Origin of the sequence: Candidatus Poriferisocius sp., assembly GCF_965219775.1 — a bacterium.
Taxonomy (GTDB): Bacteria; Actinomycetota; Acidimicrobiia; order Acidimicrobiales; family Bin134; genus Poriferisocius.
Map to the genome: position 1 here is coordinate 1,816,888 of NZ_OZ244793.1, position 15,598 is coordinate 1,832,485.

Here is a 15,598-nt window from a genome sequence, read left to right on the forward strand (position 1 = left end):
ACCGGCCCTGCCCGCCGTCGGCCATCACTCCCCCTCCATGACGCACACCAGATTCTGCTGGAGGAACAGGCCGGCCGCCGCGTGGCCCAGCACCCGGTCGGCTTGGCCCCGGTGGATCCGGTCGGCGGCGTCGGCGATGCGCATGAGGCCCGCGGCCATCATGGTGTGGCCGGCCAGGGCCCCGCCGGTGGCGTTGACCGCCGTGTCGGGGCCGAGCCCCAGCTCGACCTCCAAGATGTGCTCCTGGGTGGTGAACGGGGCCGCCAGCTCGGCGGCGTCGAGGCGATCCTGGCCCGCACCGGCCCGGACAGCCGCCTGGTGGGCGCTGGGCGCCCGGGTGAGGTCCCGCACCCCCGGCTGGTGAGGGTCGATGCGGTGATCGATGCCGGTGATCCACGCGGGCCGGTCGCACAGGTCGCGGGCCCGGTCGCCCGCGGCCAACACCACCGCCACCCCGCCGTCGGCCGACGCCGCGCAGTCGCTGGGCCGCAGGGGATCGGCAATCGGCTCTTCGGCCAGCACGGCTTCCACCGTGGCCTCCGCCGAGAAACGCACGGCCCGCGGATTGGTGGCCGCGCCGTTCAGGCTGCGCACCGCGATCTCGGCCAGGCGCTGCTCGCTGACCGCTCCCGATTCCAGCATGATCCGGGCCTGCAGGGCGGCCAGGGCGAAGGCGTCGGGCCACAACGGCCCCAGGTAGTAGGGGTCGAGCTGGGTGGCCAACACGTCGCGCAGCGACCCGGGCGACGACTTGCCGTAGCTGTAGACCAAGGCGGTGTCCACCCCGCCGATCTGCAGCTTCACCCACGCCTCGTACAGGGCCCAGGCGCCGTCCATCTCCACGTGGCTCTCGCTGATGGGGGGCACGGCCCCCACCGCGTCCAGGGTGTGTACGAACGAGAAGGCCTGACCGGCGAGAAAGTCGCTGCTGCCCGAACAGGTGAAGCCGATGTCGTCCTGGGTGAGCCCCACCCCGCCCCGGGCCTCGTTGATGACGGGCACCATCAACTCCACCTCGGTGGTGTGGGTGAGGGCCTTCTGTTGGTGCTGGGCCACCGAGACCACCGCCACTGGGCGCATCAGCTTCCCTCCCCCGCGGCCTGCTTGGCGTGCCAGGCGTTGGTGCCGGCCTCTCCCACCGGCACGTCGGGCTCGCCGGTGGGCGTCCAGTACAAGATGTTCTCCGCCGTGCGGCCCAGCTCGTCGTCGGGCTTCCACACGGCCCGCACCCGCATGCCCATGCGCACCTCGGCGGTGTCGATTCCGGCCACCAACCCCAGGAATCCGATGTCGGCGCCGTCCAGGTGGATCCAGGCGCTCACGTAGGGCAGTTCCAGATCGTCCCGACCGGGAATGGGCAGCCGGGTGACGCAGAAACTCCCCACGTGGCCGGTGTCGGGCAGCTCCACGTACTCCGGGGTGGCCGCCCCGTGGCGGGGGTCCACCCCTCGGGGGGGCACGAACACCGCCCCGTCGATCGGGGATCGCTGGCCCAGGATTTTCCGGTCGGCGAAGGCGTTGAGATAGCCGGACGAGGCCTCGCCGGGGATGAAGTCGTACTGCAGGCGGATGGGGGTGCGAACCGACCGCACCGGCTCGACGTCGGCCAGCCCGTCGGGCAGCCGCACCTCGCCCGCCAACGCCGCCGGAGGGGTGCTCGGGTCGACGCTCACCGGTCGGATCCTCGCGATGTCTCGGGCACGAACCCCTCCAAATCGGCGATGTGACCCTCGCGTTCGGCCCGCCACCGGGCCGTGACCCGCATCCCCACGGCCAGCTCGCCGGGGTCATCCACCAACAGCCCGTGGACCATGGGGGTGTCGGCCCCGTCCAGGCGGATCAGGCCCAGGCCGTGGGGCGCGTCCCACGGGGACTGGGACCGGGGCGGGTCCACCCAGGTCCAGCTCACCACCTCGCCGCCCGGGCCCACCTCCACCAACTCGGTGAGCGGCACCGAGGTCTCCGGGTCGTATTCGGTGGGCGGGCACAGCACCGTGCCGTCGGGGCGGCGGATGCCGAGCACCATCTTCTCCCGCAGCCCGGTGAGGAAGGCTCCGATCACCGGGCCGGTGGTGCGGGTGAACGGGTACTCCAACACCAGGTCGGCCCGCAACCGTTCCTGGGTCGGGCCTGAAGTTTCCGCCGTCACTGTGTCCCCCTCCGCCATGGTCCTATCCTGCCCCGTCCACGGAGATGGTGCCGGCATCGGTGTCGATCACCACCGGCGTGCCGTCGGGAGGCTCGTCGCCGTCGAAGGTCACCCCCATCAGGCACGGGATCCGAAAGTCCCGGCTGATGATGGCCAGGTGGCTCTCGATGTCGCCCAGCCGGCACAGGATCCCGGCCAGATCGGCTTCGATGGGGGCCAGGAAGGTGGCCCCGGCGTCCTTCACCAGCGCGACGGTGGCCGCGGCGGCCTCCTCACCGGCATCGAGCACGGCGATCACGTCGTCGGGCGTCTCGAAGCGCTTCAGCCGCCCGGCGCCGGAAACCCCGGAGAACACCGGGCTGCCCCGGCCCACCACCTTGCCCATCAATGCGCCCCCATCAGAACTGCCCCATCACAACGCCCTCGTCGCCCTGCCCATCAGAGCACCTCCATCACCACGTCGTCGCCCGCGTCGAGGTTGGGGTCGCCCCCGTCTCGCACAGTCGCCGCCCACATGGTGCGATGGTAGGCCGAGCCCGCCCTCCACGACACACCTGGCCCCCGTACCCAGGAGTATCCTCGTCGGCTGTGCCCCAAACCATCCCGCTGGACGTCGGGGAACTGAACCGACAAGTGGAGTTCTGGGACATCCTGGTGTCGGAGAACTCCAAGCGTCGCACCGGCCTCACCTCGGGGCTCATCCCGGTGCGGGAGTACACGGGCTATTCGGGCATGGAGGCCTGGTTGCGGTGGCCCGACATCCTGGCCCGGTGCGACGAGGTGATCGAGGCGTCGGAGCTGGGCGCCAAGATGCGGGGCCCGGGCACGCAGACCACCAACGCCCACCCCTTCGCCCTGGCGTGCATCCCCTTCGGGGGCTGGCGGGCGCTGGAGGAGTTCTCCAAGATGGGCCTCGCCCCTCAGGTGGACGACGTGGGCGACCGGGTGCGGTTCCTCATCGACTACTGGATTCGGTGGGTGGAGCCCTGGCGGGACGACGGGTTCCGCTCCTGTTGGGATGCGGCCGACACCCTGCGCACCTGCGACCCCGAGGTGATCGACACCTTGTACGAGGCGGCCTGGCCGATCACCACCGACGACGACAACCGGATGGCCCGCCGGTTCGTGGCCGGCCTCCAGCAGTATCTGTTCCTGCTGTACCTGGACACCCGGCTGGGGACCGGCGACACCGGCCCCTACCCGCTGCCCAACGGCCGCCACATGATCGTGCGGGAGTTCTCGTCGTTGGCCGAGAGCTGGATCCCCTGGAGCCACGTGGCCGCCGACGTCCCCTACCAGAACCTGGTGGTGGGGCTGGTGTTTCGGCCCGGCGTCCACAATCGGGTGAGCGACCTGTCGTCCACGTTCTCGGTGCCGGCCGACAACCTGGCCTGGTTGGAGGCGGTGTCGGTGTTCGACCCCCGCCCCGGCGGCGAACTGGTGCCGGTGGACCGACAGGAGCTGCCCGACATCCTGGCCGCCGTGAAGAGAGCGCAGGCCGACGCCTACCGGCTGATGAACACCTGGAGCTTCGAGGAGAAGGTGCGCAACGGCACCCATGTCTACTTCCGGGGCCTGATGTGGCCGTTCACCTCCATGGTGGGCATCGACCACGAGATCGACTGGTCGCTGCCCCACCCCCACACCGCCGAGACGGTGTGGCCGATCTTCGCCGGCGGCCTGCCCGAATCGCCCGACGGCGATCAGGTGTTCTTCCCCATGTTCCCCCGCCTGGAGGCCGAGGGTTGATCCGGTACAACGTGGCCCGACCCGACGGGAGGCAGCAATGAAGTTCGACATGGCCCGGCCCGCCCGGAGGCAACCGTGAAGTTCGACATGGCCCTGTCGGCCGAGCTGGGGGAGGTTCGGGCCCAGGCCCAGGCCTACGAGGCCATGGGGGTCGACGGGGTGTTCACCTTCGAGGGCCAGCGGGACGTGTTCTTCCCCCTGGTGGCCGCCGCCGAACACACCGGCCTCGACCTCTACACCAACGTGGCCATCGCCCTGCCCCGCAGCCCGATGCACCTGGCCTACCAAGCGTTCGACCTGCACCGGCTGTCGGGCGGCACGTTCGCCCTGGGGTTGGGGTCGCAGATCAAGCCCCACATCACCAAGCGATACAGCGCGGTGTGGGATCGACCGGTGGCCCAGATGCGCGAACTCATGGAGGCCACTCGGGCCATCTTCGCCTCCTGGCAGGACGGCGAACGCCTCGACTTCCGGGGCGACTACTACACGTTCACCCTGTCCATCCCCACGTTCGAGCCCGGACCGCTGCCGTTCGGCCCCCCGCCCATCTGGGCCGGGGCGCTCGGGCCCAAGATGACCCGGATGGTGGCCAAAACCGCCGACGGCATCCTCATCCACCCGTTCTGCACCCGGCAATTCCTGCAGGCCCACACCATGCCCGAAGTGCAGGCCGGGCTGGACGCCGCCGAACGCAGTCGCGACGACTTCACCGTCGGGGTGGGGGTGATCGTCGGACTGTACGACGACGACGCCGACCACGAGGCCGCCCAGGCGGTGGACCAGCGGTGCCGGGCCAACCTGGGCTTCTACGGCTCCACGCCCGCCTACCGGGTGGTGCTCGACGCCCACGGCTGGGGCGACCTGCAGGACGAACTCAACCGGCTCACCAAGCAGGGCCGCTGGGGCGAGATCGGCGCGGTGTGGGATCCCGAGATGGTGAACACCCTCAGCGTGCAGGGCACGCCGACCGAAGCCGCCGCCGAGATCCGCCGCCGCTTCGGGGACCTCGCCGACCGCATCCACCTCTCCCTCCACGGCGCCCCGCTGCCCCTGGTGGCCCAACTGTTCGACGCCCTCAAGGGCTGAGGCTCACGCCGGTGTTGAGGTTCCACAGTTTCGGCCGGTTCGTTCGCGGCGTTGAGGAACCGTTACCGCCCATGGACCGCTGCGACCCCGTGGCCTCTTCGACCGGCGGATAGCAACCGCGGTGTCCGTTATCGAGGCCTTCGTCGTCATCGTCTTCTCGGCGGCGGGGGCCATGGTGCAGGGCTGCATCGGGCTCGGACTGGCCCTGGTCTCGGGACCGGCCCTGGTGGCCGTCGACGCCGACTTCGCCCCGGGACCGCTCATCGTGGTGGGCCAGATCGTGGGGTTGCGCAACGTGGTCGTCGAGCGCATCCACACCGACCGCTCCGCCGTGCGTCACTGCGCCATCGGATTGCCCTTCGGTTTGGCCGCGGGGCTGTCCGTTCTGGCCGCGATGAGCGACGAGACCATCGCCATCTTGGTGGGCAGCGTGGCTGCGGGGGGCGCCCTCATCCGGTTGTGCGGCCTCCGGATTCCCCGTTCGACCCCCGTGGAGGTGACCACCGGGACCGCGGTGGCGTTCACCAGCGTCACCGCTGGTCTGCCCGGCCCGATGTTCGCCCTCACCTTCAGCGACATGGAACCGCCCACCATGCGGGGCACCATCGGCTCAGTGTTCTTCCTGGTGGCCGTGTCGAGCGTGGTCGGCTTGGTGGCCACCGGCCAGTTCGGCGGCCACGAACTGGAACTCGTCGGCTGGCTCATCCCCGGCATCCTCCTCGGACTGCTCATCGCCCGATTTGTCCGCCCCCGCGTGGATCGCACCTGGTTCCGCCCGGTGGTCCTGGTGGTGGCCTTCATCGGCGGCGTGGCCCTACTCTTCCGCCAACTCCTCTGAGGCTCTCCGGCGGACGACGCAACCAACGGGCCCGGACGGCGGTCGTGGGCTCAGGGGCCGCGGGGCCCGCTAGGTTGCGGGGTGGGTATGAGCGACTGGCGTGAGTTCTGTGACCGGATGGCAGCCCTCGGTGAGGGCCTCGACGACGAGGGCGTGGCCCACCTGGCCAATCAGGTGGCGTGCTGGCTCACCTACGCCATCGGCTACACCGACCCCCGCCACCCCGCCTTCTTCCGCAGCAGCGACCCGGTGTACCAGTGGGGCGGGCCCAACGCCGACCAGGTGGCCCGACGGGCCCGCATCGAGGGCAGCGGCGTCTACCGGATCTCGGGCCACATGGGCACCTGCGAGGAGTTCATCCTGCAGATCAAGCTGGGCCAGGCCCAAAGCGGCGGCGCCGGGGTGGCCCTGGAGGTGACCGCCTCGAGCCTGGGCCTCGGCCCCGGCGACGACATCCACATCCTGCTGGGCGGCCCGCCGCCCGCCGGCGGGAAGGGGCACTGGCTGGAACTCGACCCGGAGGCCACCTTCGTCCACATCCGCGACTATTACTTCAACTGGCAGCCGGGGGAGCCCGCCACCTTCGTGATCGAACGGCTCGACACCGTGGGCGACCCCAAGCCGAACCTCGACGTCGCCGCCCTGCTGGAGACGGCGGCCAACGAGGTCGAGCACTCCGACCGGTTCTGGTCGGGCTACCAGGAGCGCATGCTCGGCGATCAGCCGCCCAACACGTTCCTGGCCCCCGCGGGCATGGCCCGGGGCGTGCAGAGCGTGCTCTACAGCCACGCCGGGGTGGCGCTTCATCCCGACGACGCCCTGGTGGTGGACATCGACCACCGGGGCGCCCGCACCTGGGACATCCAGCTCTACAACCGGCCCTGGTACGAGGCCCTCGACTTCTCCAACCGGCTCACCTGTCTCAACCACGCGCTGGCCGAACCGGGACCCATCGTGATCGCCGCCTCCGACCCCGGCGGCCCCAACTGGCTCGACACCGAAGGCCGAGAAGCCGTGCTCTGTACCATCCGCTGGTGGGACGCCCCCGCCACCCCCGAAGTCCGCGCCCGGGTGGTCCCGTTGGCCGACCTCGACCTCCCCCCGGTGGACCGCCACGACGACCTGCGCCGACGCACCGCCCACATGGCCTGGCGCTACCGCACCTGACCCTCCGTCCGTCAGGCTGCCAAGCCGTCAGATCGTCGGCCGGGCAAGCTCCTGGCGGGTCATCCCCGCGACGGCGGAGCCTGGATGTGGGCCTCCACCCGGTTGCCGGCGTCGTCGATCCAGCCGTGGTCGGCGGCGAAGGCCAGCATGGCCTCGAACCGCTCCTCCCAGGCGGTGTCGGCGGCTTCGCCCGCCAATTCCCGCACCAGGGCGATGTCCATCCACAGGTGGTTGTCCCGCTCCGAGGGGTGGGCCCGTCCGCCCAGCGCAGCCACCGCGGCGGCCACGTCGCCGTCGACGGCCACGTGGAACTCCCCAAAGTTGTTCTCGTCCTCAAGGGTGACGCCGTCACCGATTGCGATGTACACGCCGTCAGCTTGGCCTCCGGCGGGGGCGGGTGTCGATCCGGGCGCTGAACGGCAACGACACCGCGGCGGTGACCACCACCATGCCCAACAGCAAGTCGAGGGCTTCCGACGCCGAGGCGGCGCTGGTCACGAAGGTGAGCCCCAACGCCACTCCGATGGTGGTGGCCACCCGCTGGGAGGTGAAGTTGATGCCGGTGGCCAGCGAGTGCTGGGCGGGGGGCACGTCGCTCACCGCCGCGGCCATGAGCGACGGGAACACCATGCCGGTGGCCACCCCGATCACCGTGATTCCGGTCACGAACACCACCGCATCGGGTTCGTCGCCCAGCAGCGCCCAAAGCCCGATGGTGGCCCCGGTGTAGAGGGCGGTTCCGGGAAGGATGAACACCCGGTGGCCGGTGCGGTGGGCGATCCGACCGATGAGCACGCCCGACAAACCCGCGAACAACGCCAGCGGTGCCACCGCGAATCCGCCTTCGAGGGGTGTCCACCCCCACGACCGGATCACGATCACGGTGAAACCAAAGAACATGGCGAACCACGACGAGGCGAAGATGAGCATGGCCAGATTGCTGCGCCGCACATTGGGGAAACGGAACAACCGCAGCTCCACCAACGGGTTGGGATGGTGCCAGCTCCGCCGCACGAACAGCCCGAACACCACCAGACCGGCCACGATGCTGCCCGCCACTTTGGCGTCCCACCAGCCCCACGGATCGCTCTGCACGATGCCCAGGGTCACCATGGCAGTGGCCGCGGCCACCATCACCCCGCCCACCGGATCGGGAAGGGGCCCGGCCTCGGCGGGCCGAGACTCCCGGTACACCAGCGGCACCACCACCAGCACGAAGCAGCAAAACGGCACGTTCAGCCAGAACATCCACTCCCACCCCAGCCACTGGATCATCAGCCCGCCCACCGGGGGGCCGATGGCCGACGAAGTACCCCCCGCCACCGCCCACACCCCGATGGCCAGCGGCAGCCGGTTGGCGGGCATGGTGGCCAAGAGCAGGGCCACCGCCGCGGTTTGGATCACCGAGGAGCCCACGGCCAGCACGGCCCTGGTCCCGATCAGCACCCCTACCGTCGGAGCCAACCCGCCCGCCACAGATCCGGCCAGGAATATCAGCGTGCCCACCATCAGCATCCGCCGCCGTCCCAGGATGTCGGCCAGCGCCCCCGCAGGCACCAGGACGGCCGCCCCCACGATGGTGAAGATGTTGGTGACCCACGAAAGGGTCGGCGCCGAGGTACCGGGAAAGGCATCGCCCAAGGCGGGGTAGCCCACGGCCATGATCGACATGGCGATGCCGGTCAACGAGGCCGCGATGACCAGGGCGGTCAGACCCACCGCCGGATGGTGGGTCACCGGTTGCGGGGCACCCGATGGCGTCATCTAGTTTTCACCGTACAGGTGTTGCCCGACCCGACCGGACCCAGAGGTGAGCGATGGCCAACATGAGCAGCGAGAGCGAACCCGGCACGGTCACCGAGGTTCTGGACGGCGACATCCTGGTGACCCGAGACGGTGGCGTGCTCACCCTCACCCTCAACCGGCCCCAAGCCCACAACGCCATCACCCCCGATCAGCGGGACTTTCTGGCCGACGAGTTCGCCCGAGCCGGCGATGACCTGGCTGTTCGGGCCGTGATCCTCACCGCCGTGGGCAAGGGTTTTTGCACCGGCGCCGACCTGCGGGTGGCCCGCCCCGCCCCGGCGCGGCCCCCGGGCGCCCCCGACCGGGCCATTCTGGACGGGGCCCGGGGCATCAAGACCGGCGCCCAGAAGTTGGTGGCGGCCATCTTGGACTGTGAGAAGCCGGTGATCGCCGCCGTCAACGGCACGGCCGCTGGCATGGGGGTTCATATGGCGGTGGCCTGCGACTTGGTGCTCGCCGCCGAGGGGGTGCGGTTCATCGAGGTGTTCGTGCGCCGGGGACTGGTGCCCGACGCCGGTGGGGTCTACCTGCTTCCCCGACTCATCGGCCCCCAGAAGGCCAAGGAGCTGATGTTCTTCGGTGACGACGTGAGCGCGGCCGACGCCTGCGCCATGGGACTGGTGAATCGGGTGGTGCCTCCCGACGAGCTGATGCCCACCGCCCGAGCGTGGGCCGAGCGGCTGGCCGCCCAGCCCACCAAGAGCCTGACCATGAGCAAGCTGTTGGTGAACCGCAGTTTCGAGACCAGCCGCCAGACCATGTTCGAGATGGAGGCATGGGCCCAAGACCTGCTGCTGGCCGGCGAGGACGCCGACGAGGGGGTCAACGCCTTCAAGGAGCGGCGCGACCCTGAGTGGAAGGGCTGGTAGCGGCTCCGTATCTGCCGGTCAGGACGTGACCGGCCCTGGTGTCAGAGTGCGTCGGCGCCCTGCTCGCCGGTGCGAATGCGGGTGAGGCTCTCCACCGACGACGTCCAGATCTTGCCGTCACCGATCTTGCCGGTGCGGGCCGCCCCCACGATGGCTTCGGTGGCGGCCGACAGCGACGAGTCGTCGACCACGATTTCGATGCGCGACTTGGGCGTGAACGACACCTTGTACTCGGTGCCCCGGTAGGTCTCCGTGTGGCCTCCTTGGCGACCAAAGCCCTGGGCTTCGCTCACCGTCATGCCCTGCACGCCGACCTCGGCCAGGGCCTCCTTGATGTCCTCGACCTGATGCGGCTTGACCACCGCGGTGATGAGTTTCATGGCTGTGTCCTTTCTGGTCGCCGCCGTGACGCTATCAGGTCAATACAAAAGAGGCAACTACCAAATGTTTATGGCGAATTCGCCCAATATTGTGCCTTATGCATCAATACATTGGTACAATATCGGTGTGCGAATCTGGATCGACGAACGAACCAAGGTGCCCCCCTACGAGCAACTTCGGGCCCAGCTCCAGCTCATGGTGTCGTCGGGACGGCTCAAGCCCAATGAACGACTGCCGCCCATTCGCGCCCTGGCCACCGACCTGGCGCTGTCGGCGGGCACGGTGGCCCGGGCCTACCGTGAGCTGGAATGGGCCGGAATCGTGGAGGGCCGAGGCCGAGCGGGCACCTTCGTGGTGGATGAGCCCCCCGTGGCCTTCTCGGTGGTCGAACGCCAACTGGCCGACGCCGCCGAGACGTTCGCCCGGGAAGCCCAGCGCCTGGGCGTCGATCTCCCCGCGGCGATCGTCGCCCTAGAGGCTGTCTACGTCGTCGACCCCCAACCGCTCTAGAGCCTCATCCGTGCTCAGGAAACGAGATTCCAGCTCCGAGAACGGCGTGACCTCACTCGCCGGCGGCGCCTCAATCTCAATGGCCGCACCGTAGTCGTAGTAGGTCGACTCCATGGACATGGTGGCCTCGCTCAAGATCTTCCAGGCAGCGTCGTCGAGTTCATCACGAGCCTCATCAGAAAACATGCTGGTCAGGTCGTCAACATACAGGTTGAGACGACGAACATAGTCTTCACTGTCAATCCACACTTCATAGTCGAATCTCATGGCACCAATGTCGAGACCACCCACATCCCCGACAAGTGACATAAGGCTATCCACTGCCGCGTCCTTTTCCTCCTGGGTTCCCACTATTGACGACTCCAATAGCTCGGCCACGGACTGTGTGCCTCGATAGTGGGAGGTCGCCATGTCATCAATTGTCTCGCGACCCACATATTCCACGTCTGTCAATCCATCAAGGAAGTTGAACATGCCAGCGGCATTGCTCTCCATCTGCTCCAACGGCCCAAGGTCAGCACCTGTCCACTCTTCGAATTCTTCGTTTGTAAAACTAACCCAAGGGCTGGTTGCCCTGTACATGCCCTCCATGGCCCATGAAGGCACATAGTATATCCCGTCAACATCTCGTGTTTCCATCACAAGGTCACCTCCACTGCCCGGCAGGTCACTAAGGTCAATACTGACCACAGTGTCGCCATTGATGTTCCATTCCATTTCCCAGCGCATTTCCAAAGTGTCGAGTTCGGGGACATTGTGTAAGCCAACAGCCATGTCGCCACGCATTGAGGTGGCTTCGGCTGATTGGGCGGCTGCCAACTGGATCGACCTCGACAAGTCCAGCGTCTCCGGGGAAATCGTCGCCTGGGGTTCGGACTCAGCGGGACTCGTCTCCCCGCCGCCGCCTCCACCGCAGCCAGTGGCCAGCAAGGCCATCGCCACCGCCATCGCCAACAACGGCCAAAGAATCCTGGATTTCACCATGGGGGCATCCTATCGCCGTTGGCCGCCATTGGGACTCAGGTCAACACCACGGAGGGGTCGGGGACCAGGTCGCGGGCCAACCACTGGAACATCCGCCAACCCATGTCGGCGGTGTAGAGCGACGCCTCCACCTCCTTGGCCGCCTCCTCGCTCACCGCCCGAGCATCCGGGGCCTTCACATGAACCTCCGCCACCCGCTCGGCCGCCACGAACCACCCCACCGCCTCCGCGGGAGAACGCCCCGCAGTGAGCAGCCCGTGGTTGCGCAGGATGCACACCCGACTGTTGCCCATGGCCCGGGCAATGGCCTCACCCCCACCCACGTCGCTGATCTCCAGGTTCTCACCCTCATACAACGCCTGATCGAACACGAAACCACACGACTCCTGACTGATCGCCCGAAACGGCGCCACATTCGCAGACCACGCCGTACCGAAAGGAGTATGGGTATGGGCCGCCGACACCACATCAGGGCGGGCATCGAGGATGGGCCAGTGGATGTGGTAGGCGGCGAAATTCACCCCGTTGCCCACGGGGCCGGCCACGCCTTGGCCGTTGGGACCGACCAGGGTGAGGCTTTCCACGGTGGCATCCCCGAATCGGATGCCGTACCCCAGTACCCAGAAGTGATCGGTGAGGATCGGATCACGGGCGGTGATGTGCCCGTCGCCGATCTGCCCCCACCGCAGGGCGGCGAAGATCCGGTAGCCGATGGCCACCTCCCACTGGCGGAGCAGGCGCAGCTCTTCGGGGTCGTCAATCTGGGAAGGAGCAGCGTCGTAAGTGATGTCGGGATACCGGTCGAGCACCAGCGCCATTTCTCCACTCTACCCGTAGGCTTGAGTGGTGATCCCCGGAAAGCGGCTCGGGATTCTTGTCGTGGTGGTGCTGTTGGCCCTGGCCGCCGGCTGCAGCGACGACGACCCGACCACCTCCCCGCCGGCCACGTCGGACGCCCCGCTCACTCCGGACCAACAGCCATCGGCCCCGCCCACGACGGACCCATCGGCCACGGCCAGCTCCTCCCCGACTGTCAGCTCGTCCACCACGGCCTCGGCCACCGCCTCGTCCAACCCGGTGGATGCCTTGGCCGGGGTGGGCGACAGCTTCTACCCCCTGCTGGGCAACGGCGGCTACGACGTCGTCCACTACGACATCGACCTCGACGTCGCCGTGGCGGAGAACTCCATCGACGCCGTCACCACCGTGACCGCGGTGGCCACCCAGGATCTCACCACCTTCAATCTGGACTTCCACGGCCTCGACGTCACCGAGGTGACCGTGGACGACCGCCGGGCCGAGTACTCCCGCAACGGGCAGGAACTCACCATCCGGCCCGCTGATTCGATCACCTCGGGCACCACTTTCGAAGTGGCCGTCACGTACTCGGGCATCCCCCAGCCTGTCGAGGATCCCGGAGTGGGCCTTGTCCCGCTGGGGTGGCACGCCAATGAGGGCGTCATCTACACCGTCAGCGAGCCGTCGGGAGGGATGACGTGGTACCCCGGCAACCACCACCCCACCGACAAGGCCACCTTCACCTTCCACCTCACCGTTCCCGACGGAGTGACCGCCGCGGCCACCGGCCTGCTCACCAATGAGTCCTCCGCCGCCGGCCGCACCACCACCACGTGGCGGATGGACGACCCCATGGCCTCCTACCTGGCCGCGGTGTACATCGGGGACTTCGAGCGCCACGAGCAGCGCCTGCCCGACGGCCTGTTGATCCGTGACTACCTGCCCAAGGGCGCGGACGCCTCGATGCTCGACCGGGTGAGGGTGGCCATCGACGCCATCGGTTACTTCGAGGACATCCTCGGGCCCTACCCATTCGACGCCTACGGCACCATCGTCATGCCCTTCCCCCTCGGCTATGCCCTGGAGAACCAAACGCTGTCGATCCACGGCCCCGACAGGATCGGCTCCTACGTGATCGCCCACGAGGTGCTCCACCAGTGGATCGGCAACTCCGTGACCCTCGACGACTGGAGTGAGACCTGGCTGCACGAGGGCTTCGCCCACTACCTCTCGCTCATGTTCATCGCCGACAGGAACGACCTGGACATCAATGCCGTGATGGCCGGTGAGCACCGTGACCTGGTCGAAACCGGGACCACACCACCGGGTGCCATCGAGATCCACGAACTGTTCGACACCAACTCGGTCTATCGCCGGGGCGCGCTGACCCTGCACGCCCTGCGCACCCAGGTGGGCGAGGAGCAGTTCCTCGCCATCCTGCGCACCCACTACGACCGGGCCGCCGGGGGCAACACCAACACCGACGCCTTCCTCGGGATCGTGGGCGACATCGGGGGCGCCGAGGCCGTGGCGGTGGTGAGGGCGTGGCTGTTCGACCCGGAGATGCCGGCACTGGAGAGTCCCCTCACCCCGGTCGCCAGCCGCTAGAACTAAGGCCATGGCCAATTTGCACTTGAGCGCCGACGAGGTGCTCACCACCACTCGAGCGGTGCGCCGGCGGTTGGACACCTCCCGACCGGTGGCCCCCGAGCTCATCAACGAATGCCTGGACATCGCCGTGCAGGCCCCCACCGGATCGAATCGCCAGAACTGGCGGTTCATGGTGGTGACCGAACCCGACCTGATTGCCGCCCTGGCCGAGTTGTACCGCCGGGCCCGGGACGTGGTCGGCGACCACCTGAGCGTGCTCCCCCGCCTGGACGGGGCCGATCCTTCCCGCCTGGAGGCCGACGACGAGAAGATGCACGCCTCGGCCGGCCACCTGTTCGACCACATCCACGAGGTGCCGGGCATGCTCATCCCCTGCCTGATGGGCCGGGTGTGGGGCCACCACCCGGTGACGGTGGCCTCCCATGTGGGGTCGGTGATCCAGGCGGTCTGGTCGTTCATGCTGGCCGCTCGGGAGCGGGGCATCGGCACGGTGTGGACCACCATCCATCTCTGCTACGAGGAGGAAGCGGCCGAGCTGTTGGGCATCCCCTACGACGAGGTGATGCAGGTGGCCCTCATCCCCTTCGCCCACACCATCGGCACCGACTTCCGCCCCGCCCGCCGGGAACCCCTGGAGCTGGTCACCCGCTGGAACCACTGGTAGGCAGTACTCCCGGGAATATCCCGACCACGAAGTCAAGCGGGAGAAGTACCGTAAGGCCATGCACCTGGACCGGATCACCGTCGACGTTGGCCGTATGGGCGGTTTGCCCTGCATCAGGGATTTGCGCGTGACCGTCTCCATGATCCTGGGCCAGCTCGCGGCTGGCAGATCTCATGACGAATTGCTGGCTGATTACCCCTACCTCGAACCAGAGGACATCACAGCGGCACTTGAATTCGGTGCTGCCCGGGTCAACGAAAGAGAACTTCCCATTTCTGGCTCTACGCGTTAAAGCTGGGACGGCGGGGCTTAGGATGCCTGCATGGACCCTGCAAGAGCCTTGGACTACATCCGGGAGAACACCAATGCGGTGCTGGCCACCGTTCGGCGTGACGGCACCCCGCAGATGTCGCCGGTCACCCTGGCGGTGGTGGACGACACGGTGGTGATGAGCACCCGGGTGACGGCCTACAAGACCAAGAACCTCCGGCGAGACCCCAGAAGCTGGCTGTGCGTGTTTCCCCGCGACTGGTTCGGCGACTGGGTGCAGGTGGAGTGCCGAGCCGAGATCATCTCCGGCCCCGACGCCATCGAGCCGCTGGTGGACTACTACCGCACCCTGCGGGGCGAGCACCCCGACTGGGATGAGTACCGCCAAGTCATGGTGGACGACCAACGCTGCCTGGTGCGCTTCCACATCCAACGCGCCGGCCCCGACCACTCCGGCTAGCAGCAGAATCGTGTCATGCTCGGTTTGTGAGGGAACCGTTGCATGAGTGCCGTGTGAGGGTATCGTCACATCTCTCCCACCTCGTCCCTAATGCGGACACCTTGTGCGTCATGCGGACAGGTAGTGCGTCGTGCGGACACCTTGTGCGTCGTGCGAACACCTTGTGCGTCATGCGGACAGGTAGTGCGTCATGCGGACACCTTGTGCGTCATGCAGACACCTCGTCAAAGATCGCCATCAATGCTCACGGTCACTG

19 protein-coding genes are annotated in these 15,598 nt (G+C 68.0%); 10 read left to right on the plus strand and 9 right to left on the minus strand.

Annotated features, from left to right (window positions below; translation table 11 throughout):
- Window positions 1-24: 24 nt before the first annotated feature.
- Genes ACOQPQ_RS08130 through ACOQPQ_RS08145 form a run of 4 tightly spaced genes read right to left on the minus strand, consistent with a single transcriptional unit; the run spans window position 25 to window position 2,534 of the window.
- Window positions 25-1,080, minus strand: coding sequence for a lipid-transfer protein (locus tag ACOQPQ_RS08130; protein WP_420638941.1), 1,056 nt, complete (start codon window positions 1,078-1,080; stop codon window positions 25-27).
- A complete protein-coding gene (locus ACOQPQ_RS08135; protein ID WP_420638942.1) occupies window positions 1,080-1,673 on the minus strand; it encodes a Zn-ribbon domain-containing OB-fold protein in 594 nt (197 codons plus the stop codon). The genes ACOQPQ_RS08130 and ACOQPQ_RS08135 overlap by 1 nt, the downstream gene beginning before the upstream one ends.
- Complete coding sequence (locus tag ACOQPQ_RS08140) at window positions 1,670-2,167, minus strand: Zn-ribbon domain-containing OB-fold protein (RefSeq protein ID WP_420638943.1); 498 nt, start codon at window positions 2,165-2,167, stop codon at window positions 1,670-1,672. The genes ACOQPQ_RS08135 and ACOQPQ_RS08140 overlap by 4 nt, the downstream gene beginning before the upstream one ends.
- Window positions 2,168-2,171: 4 nt before the next feature.
- On the minus strand, window positions 2,172-2,534 hold the full coding sequence (locus ACOQPQ_RS08145) for a PEP-utilizing enzyme (protein ID WP_420638944.1): 363 nt from the start codon (window positions 2,532-2,534) through the stop codon (window positions 2,172-2,174).
- 203 nt (window positions 2,535-2,737) lie between these two features.
- Here ACOQPQ_RS08145 and ACOQPQ_RS08150 point away from each other — a divergent pair, with 203 nt between their 5' ends.
- The 4 genes from ACOQPQ_RS08150 (at window position 2,738) to ACOQPQ_RS08165 (ending at window position 6,989) form a co-directional block, all read left to right on the plus strand.
- The gene (locus tag ACOQPQ_RS08150) at window positions 2,738-3,898 is read left to right on the plus strand and encodes a hypothetical protein (protein WP_420638945.1); all 1,161 of its coding nucleotides are present in this window, start codon (window positions 2,738-2,740) and stop codon (window positions 3,896-3,898) included.
- A gap of 87 nt (window positions 3,899-3,985) precedes the next feature.
- Window positions 3,986-4,984, plus strand: coding sequence for a TIGR03617 family F420-dependent LLM class oxidoreductase (locus tag ACOQPQ_RS08155; protein WP_420640378.1), 999 nt, complete (start codon window positions 3,986-3,988; stop codon window positions 4,982-4,984).
- 121 nt (window positions 4,985-5,105) lie between these two features.
- Window positions 5,106-5,822, plus strand: coding sequence for a TSUP family transporter (locus ACOQPQ_RS08160; RefSeq protein ID WP_420638946.1), 717 nt, complete (start codon window positions 5,106-5,108; stop codon window positions 5,820-5,822).
- Window positions 5,823-5,909: 87 nt separating this feature from the next.
- Window positions 5,910-6,989: a hypothetical protein gene (locus ACOQPQ_RS08165; protein ID WP_420638947.1), complete on the plus strand. Its 1,080-nt coding sequence runs from the start codon at window positions 5,910-5,912 to the stop codon at window positions 6,987-6,989.
- Between the two features lie 59 nt (window positions 6,990-7,048).
- Here the strand turns inward: ACOQPQ_RS08165 and ACOQPQ_RS08170 are convergent, their stop codons facing one another.
- Both ACOQPQ_RS08170 and ACOQPQ_RS08175 read right to left on the minus strand, forming a co-directional pair.
- Window positions 7,049-7,357 carry a hypothetical protein gene (locus ACOQPQ_RS08170; RefSeq protein WP_420638948.1) on the minus strand — a complete coding sequence of 103 codons (309 nt, stop codon included), beginning with the start codon at window positions 7,355-7,357 and terminating at the stop codon, window positions 7,049-7,051.
- A gap of 4 nt (window positions 7,358-7,361) precedes the next feature.
- Window positions 7,362-8,753 carry an MFS transporter gene (locus ACOQPQ_RS08175; protein ID WP_420638949.1) on the minus strand — a complete coding sequence of 464 codons (1,392 nt, stop codon included), beginning with the start codon at window positions 8,751-8,753 and terminating at the stop codon, window positions 7,362-7,364.
- 62 nt (window positions 8,754-8,815) lie between these two features.
- On the opposite strand from ACOQPQ_RS08175, the gene ACOQPQ_RS08180 reads away from it, so the two are divergent.
- Window positions 8,816-9,664 (plus strand): enoyl-CoA hydratase/isomerase family protein, encoded by an 849-nt coding sequence (locus ACOQPQ_RS08180; RefSeq protein WP_420638950.1) that lies wholly within the window; start codon window positions 8,816-8,818, stop codon window positions 9,662-9,664.
- 41 nt (window positions 9,665-9,705) lie between these two features.
- On the opposite strand, the gene ACOQPQ_RS08185 is transcribed toward ACOQPQ_RS08180, so the two are convergent.
- Complete coding sequence (locus ACOQPQ_RS08185; protein ID WP_420638951.1) at window positions 9,706-10,044, minus strand: P-II family nitrogen regulator; 339 nt, start codon at window positions 10,042-10,044, stop codon at window positions 9,706-9,708.
- Between the two features lie 127 nt (window positions 10,045-10,171).
- Between ACOQPQ_RS08185 and ACOQPQ_RS08190 the strand changes: the two genes are divergently transcribed.
- The gene (locus ACOQPQ_RS08190) at window positions 10,172-10,555 is read left to right on the plus strand and encodes a GntR family transcriptional regulator (RefSeq protein ID WP_420638952.1); all 384 of its coding nucleotides are present in this window, start codon (window positions 10,172-10,174) and stop codon (window positions 10,553-10,555) included.
- On the opposite strand, the gene ACOQPQ_RS08195 is transcribed toward ACOQPQ_RS08190, so the two are convergent.
- Together ACOQPQ_RS08195 and ACOQPQ_RS08200 are read right to left on the minus strand one after the other, a co-directional pair.
- On the minus strand, window positions 10,517-11,539 hold the full coding sequence (locus ACOQPQ_RS08195; RefSeq protein ID WP_420638953.1) for a hypothetical protein: 1,023 nt from the start codon (window positions 11,537-11,539) through the stop codon (window positions 10,517-10,519). The genes ACOQPQ_RS08190 and ACOQPQ_RS08195 overlap by 39 nt on opposite strands.
- A 35-nt stretch (window positions 11,540-11,574) precedes the next feature.
- A complete protein-coding gene (locus ACOQPQ_RS08200; protein ID WP_420638954.1) occupies window positions 11,575-12,357 on the minus strand; it encodes a class II aldolase/adducin family protein in 783 nt (260 codons plus the stop codon).
- 28 nt (window positions 12,358-12,385) lie between these two features.
- Between ACOQPQ_RS08200 and ACOQPQ_RS08205 the strand changes: the two genes are divergently transcribed.
- From ACOQPQ_RS08205 to ACOQPQ_RS08220, 4 genes are read left to right on the plus strand one after another with little or no spacing between them, the layout of a single operon-like run.
- Window positions 12,386-13,945, plus strand: a complete 1,560-nt coding sequence (locus ACOQPQ_RS08205) for a M1 family metallopeptidase (RefSeq protein ID WP_420638955.1) — start codon at window positions 12,386-12,388, stop codon at window positions 13,943-13,945.
- A gap of 10 nt (window positions 13,946-13,955) precedes the next feature.
- The gene (locus tag ACOQPQ_RS08210) at window positions 13,956-14,612 is read left to right on the plus strand and encodes a nitroreductase family protein (protein WP_420638956.1); all 657 of its coding nucleotides are present in this window, start codon (window positions 13,956-13,958) and stop codon (window positions 14,610-14,612) included.
- A 58-nt stretch (window positions 14,613-14,670) separates the two neighbouring features.
- The gene (locus ACOQPQ_RS08215) at window positions 14,671-14,904 is read left to right on the plus strand and encodes a DUF433 domain-containing protein (protein WP_420638957.1); all 234 of its coding nucleotides are present in this window, start codon (window positions 14,671-14,673) and stop codon (window positions 14,902-14,904) included.
- Between the two features lie 30 nt (window positions 14,905-14,934).
- A complete protein-coding gene (locus tag ACOQPQ_RS08220) occupies window positions 14,935-15,342 on the plus strand; it encodes a PPOX class F420-dependent oxidoreductase (RefSeq protein ID WP_420638958.1) in 408 nt (135 codons plus the stop codon).
- The last annotated feature ends 256 nt before the right edge of the window (window positions 15,343-15,598 follow it).

Excerpts from the sequence above, each read along its gene's own strand:
- ACOQPQ_RS08130 (WP_420638941.1), bottom strand. The coding sequence starts at position 1,080 with ATGCGCCCAGTGGCGGTGGTCTCGGTGGCCCAGCACCAACAGAAGGCC.
- ACOQPQ_RS08140 (WP_420638943.1), bottom strand. The coding sequence starts at position 2,167 with ATGGCGGAGGGGGACACAGTGACGGCGGAAACTTCAGGCCCGACCCAG.
- ACOQPQ_RS08145 (WP_420638944.1), bottom strand. The coding sequence starts at position 2,534 with ATGGGCAAGGTGGTGGGCCGGGGCAGCCCGGTGTTCTCCGGGGTTTCC.
- ACOQPQ_RS08155 (WP_420640378.1), top strand. The coding sequence starts at position 3,986 with ATGGCCCTGTCGGCCGAGCTGGGGGAGGTTCGGGCCCAGGCCCAGGCC.
- ACOQPQ_RS08165 (WP_420638947.1), top strand. The coding sequence starts at position 5,910 with ATGAGCGACTGGCGTGAGTTCTGTGACCGGATGGCAGCCCTCGGTGAG.
- ACOQPQ_RS08175 (WP_420638949.1), bottom strand. The coding sequence starts at position 8,753 with ATGACGCCATCGGGTGCCCCGCAACCGGTGACCCACCATCCGGCGGTG.
- ACOQPQ_RS08180 (WP_420638950.1), top strand. The coding sequence starts at position 8,816 with ATGAGCAGCGAGAGCGAACCCGGCACGGTCACCGAGGTTCTGGACGGC.
- ACOQPQ_RS08185 (WP_420638951.1), bottom strand. The coding sequence starts at position 10,044 with ATGAAACTCATCACCGCGGTGGTCAAGCCGCATCAGGTCGAGGACATC.
- ACOQPQ_RS08195 (WP_420638953.1), bottom strand. The coding sequence starts at position 11,539 with ATGGTGAAATCCAGGATTCTTTGGCCGTTGTTGGCGATGGCGGTGGCG.
- ACOQPQ_RS08200 (WP_420638954.1), bottom strand. The coding sequence starts at position 12,357 with ATGGCGCTGGTGCTCGACCGGTATCCCGACATCACTTACGACGCTGCT.
- ACOQPQ_RS08210 (WP_420638956.1), top strand. The coding sequence starts at position 13,956 with ATGGCCAATTTGCACTTGAGCGCCGACGAGGTGCTCACCACCACTCGA.
- ACOQPQ_RS08215 (WP_420638957.1), top strand. The coding sequence starts at position 14,671 with ATGCACCTGGACCGGATCACCGTCGACGTTGGCCGTATGGGCGGTTTG.
- ACOQPQ_RS08220 (WP_420638958.1), top strand. The coding sequence starts at position 14,935 with ATGGACCCTGCAAGAGCCTTGGACTACATCCGGGAGAACACCAATGCG.